At 33.7% G+C, this 12,636-nt stretch carries 11 protein-coding genes; 1 reads left to right on the plus strand and 10 read right to left on the minus strand.

All coding sequences use genetic code 11. From position 1 onward, the window contains the following. The first annotated feature begins 374 nt into the window (after positions 1 to 374). On the plus strand, positions 375 to 1,817 hold the full coding sequence (locus tag I6F66_RS05680) for a capsule assembly Wzi family protein (protein WP_197208888.1): 1,443 nt from the start codon (positions 375 to 377) through the stop codon (positions 1,815 to 1,817). 200 nt (positions 1,818 to 2,017) lie between these two features. On the opposite strand, the gene I6F66_RS05685 is transcribed toward I6F66_RS05680, so the two are convergent. The 10 genes from I6F66_RS05685 to I6F66_RS05730 all read right to left on the minus strand — a co-directional run bounded on the left by I6F66_RS05685 (position 2,018) and on the right by I6F66_RS05730 (position 12,636). Next, positions 2,018 to 3,022: an NAD-dependent epimerase gene (locus I6F66_RS05685; protein ID WP_197208889.1), complete on the minus strand. Its 1,005-nt coding sequence runs from the start codon at positions 3,020 to 3,022 to the stop codon at positions 2,018 to 2,020. Positions 3,023 to 3,078: 56 nt separating this feature from the next. Then, positions 3,079 to 3,426 (minus strand): four helix bundle protein, encoded by a 348-nt coding sequence (locus tag I6F66_RS05690; RefSeq protein WP_197159570.1) that lies wholly within the window; start codon positions 3,424 to 3,426, stop codon positions 3,079 to 3,081. Positions 3,427 to 3,630: 204 nt separating this feature from the next. Continuing rightward, positions 3,631 to 4,797 (minus strand): nucleotide sugar dehydrogenase, encoded by a 1,167-nt coding sequence (locus I6F66_RS05695; protein WP_197208890.1) that lies wholly within the window; start codon positions 4,795 to 4,797, stop codon positions 3,631 to 3,633. A gap of 142 nt (positions 4,798 to 4,939) precedes the next feature. Then, positions 4,940 to 5,761, minus strand: coding sequence for a glycosyltransferase (locus I6F66_RS05700; RefSeq protein WP_197208891.1), 822 nt, complete (start codon positions 5,759 to 5,761; stop codon positions 4,940 to 4,942). Further along, positions 5,758 to 7,020, minus strand: coding sequence for a glycosyl transferase (locus I6F66_RS05705; RefSeq protein ID WP_197208892.1), 1,263 nt, complete (start codon positions 7,018 to 7,020; stop codon positions 5,758 to 5,760). The genes I6F66_RS05700 and I6F66_RS05705 overlap by 4 nt, the downstream gene beginning before the upstream one ends. Positions 7,021 to 7,106: 86 nt before the next feature. Further along, positions 7,107 to 8,198, minus strand: coding sequence for a glycosyltransferase (locus I6F66_RS05710; protein ID WP_197208893.1), 1,092 nt, complete (start codon positions 8,196 to 8,198; stop codon positions 7,107 to 7,109). After that, positions 8,191 to 9,024, minus strand: coding sequence for a hypothetical protein (locus I6F66_RS05715; protein ID WP_197208894.1), 834 nt, complete (start codon positions 9,022 to 9,024; stop codon positions 8,191 to 8,193). The genes I6F66_RS05710 and I6F66_RS05715 overlap by 8 nt, the downstream gene beginning before the upstream one ends. A 433-nt stretch (positions 9,025 to 9,457) precedes the next feature. Further along, complete coding sequence (locus I6F66_RS05720) at positions 9,458 to 10,555, minus strand: glycosyltransferase family 4 protein (protein WP_197208895.1); 1,098 nt, start codon at positions 10,553 to 10,555, stop codon at positions 9,458 to 9,460. Next, positions 10,542 to 11,621, minus strand: a complete 1,080-nt coding sequence (locus I6F66_RS05725; protein WP_197208896.1) for a polysaccharide pyruvyl transferase family protein — start codon at positions 11,619 to 11,621, stop codon at positions 10,542 to 10,544. The genes I6F66_RS05720 and I6F66_RS05725 overlap by 14 nt, the downstream gene beginning before the upstream one ends. Positions 11,622 to 11,835: 214 nt before the next feature. Continuing rightward, positions 11,836 to 12,636, minus strand: a complete 801-nt coding sequence (locus tag I6F66_RS05730; RefSeq protein ID WP_197208897.1) for a glycosyltransferase — start codon at positions 12,634 to 12,636, stop codon at positions 11,836 to 11,838.

Raw genomic sequence — 12,636 nt, forward strand, 5'->3', positions numbered from 1 at the left:
TTAAATCCAGAGAAAAAAGAAGCAATGCGGGCGGCATAAAATTTAATTTGATGCGACAACTAACTTGAAAAACTCCGCTACCTACTTTTGCCTTCACTAAAGCGCAGCGCCCTCTTAACCTCTTTGTGAATAAATTACTTATAAATCTATTTTTTGTAGGTATAACTTATTAAATGCGTTCACCGCCTGCTTTATAGCAAAACACTACATACAAAAATGCGCTCGAATTTAACGGATAGTCTATCACCTGCGAATGATAGCTTACTCCTATATATCCCCACTAATATATCGCTTTTTTCTTCCTTACTTAGGCGTTTATTGCTAACCTCGCGTTAACGTTTTTACTTAAACAAATTTTTGCTAACGGAATAATTATGCTCAAAAAAATATCACTGTTTATCGGGATGGCAATCAGTGCAAATGCTGTTGCTAAAGGTGGCGTGTCACCTTATTTACCTTTAAATCAAGCCCCTGAACTTGAGCACCAAGTACAACGACTTTTAGCTGTAAGTAAAAACACACATATTATGAGCAAGCCCTATAAAGCGCACGATATTTATAGAGTACTGCAAACAGTAAGGCATACTTACCCAGAACTATATCAAACACTTTCGTACCAACTTAGCCCTTATATTCAAAGTGATGCGGGTACATTTGCAAAAGTAACGCTTGCTGCTGGCACAAAAGATAAAACACTGCCTAACCAACGCGGCCAAACCACTAAAACCAACTTAATAGTTGAAGGCGGAGCTTATGCTAACTTCGGGCGTTACTTTGGTGTAAGTGTTGCAGGCATAGCCAACGAAGACGAAATATTACCTACACAAAGCTTTTTTTACCTTGGTAATAAATACGCGCAGTTAGATGTAGGTTACCGCGAACATTGGTACTCACCTTTTAACGACAGTGCCATGCTATTAAGCACTCAAGCTAAAACAACGCCTTCTATAACGCTTAGTAATGTAGAGCCAATAACCAGCTTTAATATTCGTTACGATATGTTTATAAGTAAAATGACAGAGCAAAGCGGAATTTTAAAAGAAGGTAAGCAAACAGGTGTGGCAAGAGTTTATGAACCAGGTAAGCCCTATTTATTTGGCTTACATACTAGTTTTGCAGCAACCGATAATTTAACAATAGGCTTAAGCCGCTTAATGCAGTTTGGTGGCGGTCCGCGAAGCGTTACAATTAAAGATTTTACAGAAGGTTTTTTTAGCCCTGGCAGTAAGGATAACGTAGGAAGAGAAGATGCTGATGAGCTTGGAGAAAACTTTGAGCTTGGGGATCAACTTGGCTCAATTACTTTTGCCTACAACAATAGTATTTATGCGCTACCGTTCGAGTTTTATGGTGAAGTAGCACTTGAAGACACCCTAGGCGGCTCTCGCAATAATGCATATAGCTTTGGTGTTTACTTACCTTTTATTGCTAACAACCACAGCTTACGGTTTGAACACAGTAATTGGCAAAAACTTTGGTATGCCAATGGTATTTATTTAGATGGCAACCGTAATTCAGGTAATGTAATTGGCCACTGGGCAGGTGACGAGCACGACTACACCGACTACACTCCCGCTAAATCGATGAGCGTAAACTGGCATTGGCAATTAAGTAAAATAGAAAGCTTAAATACCACTATTCGTATGCTTGAAAATAAAAACGAAGGCTATAAAACAAGTTACGAACTGCAAACAGCATATACACGTAAGTTAAGTAAACCAATAATGGGCGCTAAAAGTTGGGGCGCTGAGCTGTATCAAGGAAAGGATGTATACGGGGAAACATTTGCTAAATTAGGTATATTTGCTAATTTTTAACACCTTGTAGGTGCTAATTTACTTCGCGCTCATGTAATTTAACGTTACTAAAAGCGAGGTATAAAACCTCACCTACAATACACACACCCTATAGGCGCGAATTTACTTCGCGCTCATCTAACCTAACTTTATTTAAGCCAATAAAAAACACTGCCTCAAATTGAAAACAGTGTTTTTAAATGACTTACAAATTGTAAATTTTATTTATAAAAATCTTTATACCACTTAATAAGCTCACTTACGCCTTGCTTAACACCAACCTGCGCTTTATAGCCTGTTGCATTAAATAAATCTGTAGTATCAGCATAAGTTTTATAAACATCGCCAGCTTGCATTTCACGGAAGTTCTTTTTAGCTTCAGTGCCTAATTCAGCCTCAATGGCTTCAATAAACTTCATTAGGTTTATTGGGCTACCGTGACCAATATTATAAACCGCATACGGCGCAGAGCTAGAAGCTGGCGAACCAGTTTCAACTCTCCAGTCTGGGTTTGCAACAGGTATAACATCAGCGGCACGAACAACGCCTTCTACTATGTCATCTATGTAAGTAAAGTCACGCCACATATCGCCGTTGTTGTTTATATCAATAGTGTCGCCGGCAAGTATTTTTTTAGTAAAAATATACGGTGCCATATCTGGGCGACCCCATGGGCCATAAACGGTAAAAAAGCGTAAACCTGTTGTAGGTAAGCTATATAAATGAGAATAGCTATGCGCCATTAGCTCATTCGCTTTTTTAGTTGCAGCATAAAACGACACAGGGTGATCAACACTGTCTGTTGTTTCAAACGGTGTTTTTTCGTTTAAACCATATACAGAACTAGATGAAGCATAAACCAAGTGCTTAACTTTATTATTACGACACCCTTCAAGTACGTTTAAATGCCCTACTAAATTAGAATCGGCATAAGCATCAGGGTTTTCTATTGAATACCTAACACCGGCTTGCGCTGCCAAATGTATTACTTTATCAAACTGCTGTGCTTTAAATAGCTCGCTCATTGCTGGGCGTTCACTTATATCAAGCTTAATAAATGTAAACGCTTCATGGCTTTCAAACTGCGCTAAACGAGCTAGTTTTAAATTTACATCGTAATAGTCATTAAGGTTATCAATACCAACTACAACATGGCCAGCCGCTAACAATTTTTGGCATGTTGCCGCGCCAATAAAACCAGCAGCACCCGTTACTAAATATTTCATAATTTCCTAATCTTTAAGCTGATAAAGTTGAAAGTTGAAAGTTGAAGACTAAAAGCCTAATCCCAAGTTTCAATAGTTTTCATTAAGGCAGATATCATTTTTGATAACTGCCTAGACTCTTCTATCCAGATTTCTGCTGTTTTTGCATCAACCTCACCAATTTTTAAGGCAATATATATTTGTGAGCGAAGCTCACCACAGCTACCTTTAGAGTAAGAGAGAAAACGGCAGTAATCTTTAGCTGTCTTTCTCTCATAACCCTCAGCAATATTTGATGAAATTGATAATGCAGAGCGTGTAATTTGATCTTTTAAACCAAATTGCTTACTTGCCTTAAAATAAATAAAAACTTCACAAGCTAAATCGGCAGAGCGTTGCCATACATTTAAGTCCTCAAATTGCACAACGCCCCCTAATATAAATTTACCTTAGTTTTTGACTTATACTTTAACCTTTAGCCTTTAACCTTTGGTCTTTAGTCTTTAGTCTTTAGTCTTTAGTCTTTAGTCTTTAGTCTTTAGTCTTTAGTCTTTAGCCTTTAACCTTTAGTCTTTAGCCTTTAGCCTTTAACCTTTAGTCTTTAACCTTTAACCTTTAAACTTTGTTTATTAATCACTACCAAACAAGTCGCGAGTATAAACTTTGTCAGCAATATCACTGAGCTCTTCAACCATACGGTTAGACACAACAACGTCTGATATTTGCTTAAACTCGTTTAAGTCTTTAACTACACGAGAGTGATAAAACTCATTTTCTTCAAGTACTGGTTCGTAAACAACAACCTCAATACCTTTAGCTTTAATGCGCTTCATAATGCCTTGGATGGCAGAGGCTCTAAAGTTATCAGACCCTGTTTTCATTACTAACCGATACACACCAACCACTTTAGGGCTACGCTTAATTATTGAGTCGGCAATAAAGTCTTTACGTGTCGTATTAGCATCAACAATTGCACCAATAATATTGTTTGGTACATTTGCATAGTTTGCACGTAGCTGCTTAGTATCTTTTGGTAAGCAGTAACCACCGTAACCAAACGATGGATTGTTGTAATGGCTACCTATACGAGGATCTAAACTAACGCCCTGTATAATTTGCTTAGAGTTTAAGCCATGTGCTTCAGCGTAGCTATCAAGCTCATTAAAATAAGCCACACGCATTGCTAAATAAGTGTTTGAGAACAGCTTAATCGCTTCAGCTTCAGTTGAGTCGGTAAAAAGAATTTCAATATCTTCTTTTATAGCACCTTGCTTGAGTAAGTTAGCAAACACAGTTGCGCGCTCACTTTGCTCGCCAACAACAATACGCGATGGGTATAGGTTATCGTGTAGAGCTTTACCTTCACGTAAGAATTCTGGCGAAAATATTAAATTATTAATGCCAAGTTTTTCTTTAATACTTTGCGTAAAGCCAACAGGCACTGTTGATTTAATGACCATAACCGCATTTGGGTTATGTGCTGTGGCATCTTTAATTACAGCCTCTACAGAGTTTGTATTAAAGTAATTGTTTTCAACATCGTAATCTGTTGGTGTTGCTATAATTACAAAGTCTGCATTTTTATATGCTGTAACTTTGTCGGTAGTCGCTGTAAAGTTTAAGTCACTACGCGTTAAAAACTCACTAATTTCGGTATCAACTATTGGTGATTTTTTGTTGTTCAAAAGTGCTATTTTTTGTTCGTCTATATCTAATGCAACCACTTCATTGTGTTGCGCTAACAACATAGCATTAGAAAGACCGACATAACCGGTACCTACTACAGTGACTTTCATATTATATCCTTTAAATTTAACTATGCACTTAAACGTTATTACGCTTTTTATGCGTGCAATACCCTAAAAATGAACGCTTAGCGCGCTTAAAATAACTTTATTATACTGAATAACTAATAAAAAAGTATTCAAAATGTGTAAGCTAGATTGATGAAGATCTAATTTTTTGATAAATCGAACGAAGAAACGCTGAAGGTAAAAGCCTAACAGAAAACCTAAGAAGTACATTGGAGCAAAACTGCGTTCGACTAATAAAGTTAATTCGTAAAAATTCTTTTTGAATATTGAACTCATTAATAGCGTATTTAATCCCCCCGCGCCTTTCTAGCAGGGCATACCCAGCTCGCATGTTAACTAACGGCTCTTGAATATTATAAAATTTGGCACCATCTAATATTAATAACGCCCAAAGGTGATAATCTTGGGCAAATCGATATTTCCCGTAACTCCCAACCAATTTAACCATACTCTTTTTATACATAACTGTTGGATGATTAAGAGGATTTCTTTTCTTACTAAATTTAACTATTGCTTCATGATCTTCTGGCAGTTTTCTATATGATTCTATTAGCAACTCATTTTTATCAAATTCGCTTACCCAAGAACCACAAATATCTGTATTCGTCTTTTGAAATATAGCTAATTGCTTTTCAAATCTATCTGGTAAAGAAATATCATCAGTATCCATTCTTGCAACCAATTCATTTGAGCAATGAGATAACCCTATGTTTAAAGCATTTCCTAAGCCTAGATTGTGTTCAAGCGGTATTACATGAAAGAGCTCACCTAGCTTATCACGCCAAACATCTATTGCTTGATATAGCTCATCATATAGCGGGCCGTCTATTACCAATATAATCTCAGCTGGCTTAACCGTCTGCTCATCCCAAATACTTTGCATGCACCGAACAAAAAAATCAACTTGCTCATTTTTATAGATAGACATTAAAACGGAGAGTTTCATGAATTAAGTTCCAACATATACAGGCCTCTCTTCCCTTCATGAACACTATCGAAAAAAACCTTTTTCCCGTCGAGGCTAAATCTAGGGTGTAAATCACAACGAGTCTCAGCGTAAAAATCAAACGATTCGTGGAACTCACCTAACTCTCTCAACTCATTCGAACTCACATCAAATAAAAGTAACTGTTTCATTCTCGACTTATTTGGATAAGTATCAAAAAGTATATTGCTGCCAAAGACTGAGGGATGACCATCACCAAATTTATCAATAATGCCACTACCAACTTCACTCTTATCTAATGAATATATATTTAGTAAAAAGTATTTATCGCCTAAAGTTGCATCTCTCAAATATGCAAATATTGAGTCATTATCAAACCAATAACAATGACTGACCATGCCATCATTAGCTACTAACTTCAAATCGCTTCCATCAACATTACATATAAGTAAAGCATCGAAGCGTCTATTATCATCCGTAAACCATCGATGCATAAACATTACTTTTGAGCCATCTGGAGATATCATAATATGATTAAATTTATGCCTAGCATTTTCCATAGACTGTTGCCTATTTAAACTAATGGCTTGACTAATAGTAACTAATAGTTTTGAACTGCCAGTACAAAGATCAACATAAAATAAACCATCATTTGTATTGTCTATCCAATCAATTTCGACATTATTATTATTGTATGCATAATCTCCCCTACCAATGTTTAACCTTTCAAAATTTAAGGTCAAGGCAAAGTCTTCTTTATAACAATCATAAATCGGTTGTTCTATAGTTTTTACGAAACCGTTGTAGACATCATAAACTTTAGAGACATAGCAGCTTTTTTCACTATCATAATTATTATAAATAAAGCGGTCTTTACTTAACCACATTAGCTTACAACCCTGCTGCCAGTTATAAGAATAAACTTGATCGATAACTATTTTTTCTCCAGACGCCAAATTAAATAAAATTAACTCTATAGGCGATAATGCATTTGGCATATGACTGGTATCTAAATTAGTAGACTGAAAAATGACATATTCATTTGAACTGTTTATGGGCGATTTATCATAGTAACCAAAAAAGCTAGAGTCACTGCTATTATCAAGCCTTGTTATTTTAAAATCGGTTTTACTTAGATACTTTTTCTTATAAAACAAATAATTAAGCTTTTGATAAAGCTTTTTCACTTCACCTTTAAGTGCTGGAAATTTAGATAAAACTCCAGCTAACTTTCTTTCAAAAAAGTTATAGTTACTCATGAACTCTCCGATACAAGATCAACATTATAAATAATGCTTAAATTAAAATTAATTAACAGCTAAATAGCTTTAAATCAAACATTTCATTAATGTAATAGTATTTTGTATAATTTTTGATAACTTAAAGACATTGCACTAGCTGAAAAAATAGACTTTGCAATATCCTTTGCTTCATCAACCGCTTCATTAGAGAATATATCTGAAATATTTTCTAGCTTTTTAGATAAACTTCCACTTCCATCCATCAAATTAAAAATATGGCAGCTCAGAGGGCATTCACTCGCGATTTCTTCATGTGATGGTATGTCGGATAACAATGAAGGTAAGCCAGATGCCAAAGCCTCTAGAACAGTATTAGGTAAGCCTTCGGAAAGTGAAGCTGATATAAAGTAATCTGATAACGCTAGATACCCAGCTACATTGTCAACATTACCTTCAAAGTAAATACTAGACTTTTTACCAATGCTTTTTAGATTATCCATATTTGGACCATCACCAAGTACAAGCAAAGAGCCTTTGTTATTAATAGCAAACTCATTAAATGCATTAACAATAAACTCCATATTTTTGCGCGGTATTAAACTACCAACAGTTATAAATACAGGTCTATCTAGAGATTCATAATTAATTGAGGCTTTGTTTAACTTCCCACCTAAATCAACACCATTTTGAATTGGAGTTGCACTAATATTGTGAAAACTTAATTCAGAAGCTATTGTTTTTGAACACGCTACAACATTATTACATTTACGCATAGCCCTAGTATGACTAAAGGCCATAATCGAACCTTTCACTTTGCCAAACTTCATTGGATAATCATCATATGGGTAATTTCTTGATGTCATAACCCATGGAATACTTAAACTTCGTTTTGATAGCAATGAATCAGCCCTGATGCCTTGAGAGTGAATTAAGTCGATAGCGTTAACTTTTATAAATTTATTCAAAGCCGCACTAGCAAAGAATAACCCTTTAACTCTTGGCAGGCCTAATGTACAAACTTTAATACCTAAGTCACCTTCAAAATAACTTTTCATGCTTCCTACATTAGGCTCTGGCGATAAGGTTAATACAATAGGAGAAAATTTAGTCTTATCTAAATATTTAATAATATAAGACAGTTGATTTGTAGGGCCGCACTTTTTTAGGGTACTTACTACATATAATACATTAATCATTAACATTCACTTTTTGATTTGTTGGAATAAACATTGCGAATATTAATAAGATAAAAAAAAGTTTAATATTCATAGCAGACCCAGTTAAAAATGCCCCCTTATAATGCACAAGAAAATAATATAGAGACAACGAAGAAACCAATATAAATCTAGATTCTAACCCTTTTATTTTTTTATAAATAACGTAAAAACAAGAAAGATAAAAAAAATATAAACACATAGAAGGAAATAAACCATAGTACAATATGTGCCTCATGTAACCAGCGTCAGTTCCCATGTAATAGTACGCTGCATTATTAGGGTCTTTATAGTAACCGTCACCTAGCAAAAACGTACTCTCTGAAACAGAAAAATACATAGAACTCAACTTATCTGTAGAAGATGTAGACAGCTCCCCCGAATCGAATAAATTTATAAACATTTCAAAAGCATACGGGATTATTTTATCGATAAAAACATTAGAAATATTAGGATAAAAATTTTGAATTAAAATAAACATAACCAAACTAAACAAGGAAATATATGCCCCACCCTCTAACACCTTAACTAGTAAGGTATGCCGTCTAAAATTCCAAAAAATAATAAATACAGATAAAAATATACCAATCCAAGCTGACCTACCTGTCATTATTGCAGCAGTAAATATCACTAAGTAAACAACAAGGTAAATACGACCAGTAATCTGCTTTACCGAAACAAGGTATGTAATAAACATTAAATTTATTGCTAAAAAAACAGCCAAATCATATGTTACGCTTCCAGCTAAACCGAACCCACGGAAACCATCATAACGTTCCATCAACTGCTTTGCATCAACGTCAGACATTAAATATATAAGCTCTCTAAATGACTCCGAAATAAACATTAATAAAATTATGCAAGATTGTAAAAAAGCAACAAATACAATCAACTTCAAAAGTTCATAGAAATTATATTTATTTAACAACAATATACACATTAAATATGCGCCTAAACAAGCTTCAGAAAGCATAATAAAATAAGCATAGGATAAGGAGTAATCTCCGGTCCCATGTAAAATTGGATACAAAAAAGAAAGTAAACAAAGAAAAGTTAAACTATAGAATACATTGAGAGAACATCGTTCAACAGTGAGAATAGTAGTCGTTCTATTACTGAGCAACTTTATAGAAAAGCACCAACCTAACAATAGAATAAACACAAGTTTAGAGCTATTAAAAGGTAGAAAACTAAATGGAACTCCGAATATAAAAAGGAAAAGAAATATTACTACAACGAAATTACGCATCATTAAATAGACCGCCAATCTTGTGAGAGTGCATTGATTCGAGAAAATATGAATAATCATTTTCATATAACTTTTCATAATCTCTATTAATAAAAATATTAATAGATTGCTCTGCATTTGAAACTAAAAAGCCTGTTTCATTTTCATTTATAGCTTCAATTACACCATATCGTCGATAACCTATTGCTGGACAGTAGCAGGCTTGTGCCTCAAGATAAACTAAGCCAAAAGATTCTTTATAATTAGAAAGCAACCAAAATACATTAGCACTCTCAAAATAACGCCTAAGGCTACTTCTCTCTACTTTCCCTTCGAAATGAATATAATTCTCAAGATTATCCTTTTTTACAATAGATTCAAATTCATGTTTAAAACTACCATCTCCAACTATTTTCCACTCAAACTTACCATCTAATTCAATAAGCTTTTTAAAAACCTCATACATTTCTATAAAGCCCTTACCCCTCTCGATTCGGCTTACTGTTAAAATAATATCTATCTCTTCTTTACCGCGAGGCTTTAAAGGTGCAGGCTTCATTGGGAAAAAATCAGAACCCAACTTTGAGTGATAAACTTTTATCTTTTCGCCATTTTTGAAAGGAGTTTCTTTTAAAAATTTACTTTTCATGTAATGGCTTACCGAAATAATACGCGCAACATGTTGAATTGCCCTACTATAAAAGTAATTTAAACAGGTCAATTTTTGATAAATATTTGGTGAACGATAAACTGTTTCAGGCTCACTTCCATGTAAAAATGAAATTGATTTATTCAGTTCGCTTTCTGAGAAGCAAAAACCAGCAACATGTACTGAAACCATATCATTTAAAATGATATGGTTGTAATCAGCTAAATTGATCTTTTTTAATTTAAAATAATAAGGAATTAAATAAAGCTTCGGTATATAAGTCACCCCTATTATATCCACATTTTTTAATGTTTTAGGGTAAGCACCTTTCTTTTTAGTTAGTAATGTTACTTCAAACCCAGCTTCAGCTAATTCACAACAGTATTGCAACCCAACCACACCAGCACCACCACCCTGTGGTGGTAGCTCGTGAGAAAACATTAAAACTTTATTTTTCATCATTTGAATTACTATTCAGTATATTTAAAAATTGAGATTCAATAACAGCTTGCATATCACTTAAAGCTATATCCGACTCAATCATTTTTTTAAATTGAACTAGCTTGCTTGATATCGGATAAACAACAACTTTGCGGTCATAAGTAAAACCTAATATCAATGCATGCATACGCGCAGAAATAACAATATTACTTGATTTTATTTCTGAGATTAAAAGTTCAAGGCGAGAAGTTTCAATTAATGGAAGTTCTATATGGTATTTTTTTTCTACAAACTGTTTAAACTCGATTGAAGCAACCCGATCTTCTTTAGTGGTATAAAAAAGCTTAACATTTTTCAATAAAACATTTGATTCAGATAGTAGAGTGATCCATGTATCAAAAAATGCATCTTTATTAAGTGGGGTTCCGCTTACATACTTCCTGTAAACATCGTAAGTTATTACGCCTAATAACGATTTACTTTCAACATCGTTTATAGTCTTACAATCCAACTTATTATGTATAAAGGCAACATCGTAAATAAGCTCACTCTCAACCCTAAATATATTCATTAGAGTAAGTTGAGATTTTTTATCCCTCAAATAGATTTTAGTTATATTTTTTAATGAATATTTGAATAACAACTTATCTAGATAACTAAATTCAGTACCGACCCCAACACCGCAAATATAAATTCGTTTATTTCCAAATAAACGTAAAAATAAAACCCAAGAAAACATTGCTATTGAAAATGTATCATTAGAAAGTACTAATTGCCCCCCTCCAATAATAACCTTATCATGTTTTTCTCTTGAAACTTTAATAACTCGCCCTAAATTCCTTATTAACCATCTCAATTTAACCGGCAGCAGCCTTACCAGCTTAACTAATATAGATGAATCCTTACTGGTTACATCAGGGGAGATTGAAATATCAATGATTCCATCCAAATTTTTAGTATAATCTTGAAATTTAATATCAGTAATGCCATTTTTTTTTAATAAATAGTGAATACTTTCATTAATTGCCTGATCTCCAAGATTATCAGAGTAACCTTCATTTAGTACTAATAACGATTTAGGTTTCATAACCCCTCATAATTTTCCGTTTTTTATACATCATAAAAATGAAGATGCAAATAGAGTTGCCACATATCATCGGCTCATCCGATTAAATAGCTTTTTTGTTTTCATTTTTAACAGTAGCTAATTTTGAAATTATTTATCTATACGAACAGACCGAATGATTGTTATTCAAATAAACACTCACCTTTTTATACCTAAAAACTGTAATATTCTACGACTATTTATTTACTACGTTTAGTACGTATCTTTTTAAAGCTAGCTTTATAATATTTAATTTATATCTAAAAGCTTCTTTGGACGAGTTTTTATTGTTTTGGTGAGCCAAATTGCGACACTTGTTTTTATAGCTATCCAGTTTTTTTATAACATCTTTATCTTTAAAAGTATTCGTAATATTTGAATCATGTCGACGGTAGTAAGCATGAGTTTTTGTAGTATAAATCATTTCACCATAAGTGAGTGCTTTTACATAGTACAACCACTCACCATAATGCAAAAATGTTTCATCCCACCCTTTTACAGCCCTAAAAACACTAGTCCGTTGTAACATTCCACAGCTGCTAATAAAGTTATCAAGTGATAATTCAAACAAGATATTTTCTGTCTTTCGTTTTTGAATATTATCATCTCGAGAGTAGCCTAATCTCTCACCTAAACTATTAATCAACATACTATTACAGTGAACACCAACAACATTATCGTTAAACTCTGATAGCATTAATTCAATATGCTCTTTTGGTAACACATCGTCATGACCAAGTATTATAAAAAACTCACTATCTACTCTAATAACTCCTTTATTGATATTTTTAACAATCCCTAAATTATTTTCATTAAATATAAGTTTTACTTTATCTGTATAAGAAAGAAGAAGCTCTCTAGTGCCATCCGTAGAACCATCATCAATAACAATAATCTCTATTTCTTTATGGGTCTGCTGTAAGCAGGAGTCTATTGTTTCCGCAATAAACTTTCTTCCATTGTAGGCTGGAATTACAATACACACACTGTTCAGCAT

The organism is Pseudoalteromonas sp. NZS100_1, assembly GCF_015864285.1.
GTDB lineage: Bacteria > Pseudomonadota > Gammaproteobacteria > Enterobacterales > Alteromonadaceae > Pseudoalteromonas > Pseudoalteromonas arctica.

What these genes read in the sequence shown, in the direction of transcription:
- I6F66_RS05710 (WP_197208893.1), bottom strand. Translation starts at nt 8,198, where the DNA reads ATGATTAATGTATTATATGTAGTAAGTACCCTAAAAAAGTGCGGCCCT.
- I6F66_RS05695 (WP_197208890.1), bottom strand. Translation starts at nt 4,797, where the DNA reads ATGAAAGTCACTGTAGTAGGTACCGGTTATGTCGGTCTTTCTAATGCT.
- I6F66_RS05720 (WP_197208895.1), bottom strand. Translation starts at nt 10,555, where the DNA reads ATGATGAAAAATAAAGTTTTAATGTTTTCTCACGAGCTACCACCACAG.
- I6F66_RS05725 (WP_197208896.1), bottom strand. Translation starts at nt 11,621, where the DNA reads ATGAAACCTAAATCGTTATTAGTACTAAATGAAGGTTACTCTGATAAT.
- I6F66_RS05715 (WP_197208894.1), bottom strand. Translation starts at nt 9,024, where the DNA reads ATGTCTGACGTTGATGCAAAGCAGTTGATGGAACGTTATGATGGTTTC.
- I6F66_RS05705 (WP_197208892.1), bottom strand. Translation starts at nt 7,020, where the DNA reads ATGAGTAACTATAACTTTTTTGAAAGAAAGTTAGCTGGAGTTTTATCT.
- I6F66_RS05700 (WP_197208891.1), bottom strand. Translation starts at nt 5,761, where the DNA reads ATGAAACTCTCCGTTTTAATGTCTATCTATAAAAATGAGCAAGTTGAT.
- I6F66_RS05730 (WP_197208897.1), bottom strand. Translation starts at nt 12,636, where the DNA reads ATGCTGAACAGTGTGTGTATTGTAATTCCAGCCTACAATGGAAGAAAG.
- I6F66_RS05680 (WP_197208888.1), top strand. Translation starts at nt 375, where the DNA reads ATGCTCAAAAAAATATCACTGTTTATCGGGATGGCAATCAGTGCAAAT.
- I6F66_RS05685 (WP_197208889.1), bottom strand. Translation starts at nt 3,022, where the DNA reads ATGAAATATTTAGTAACGGGTGCTGCTGGTTTTATTGGCGCGGCAACA.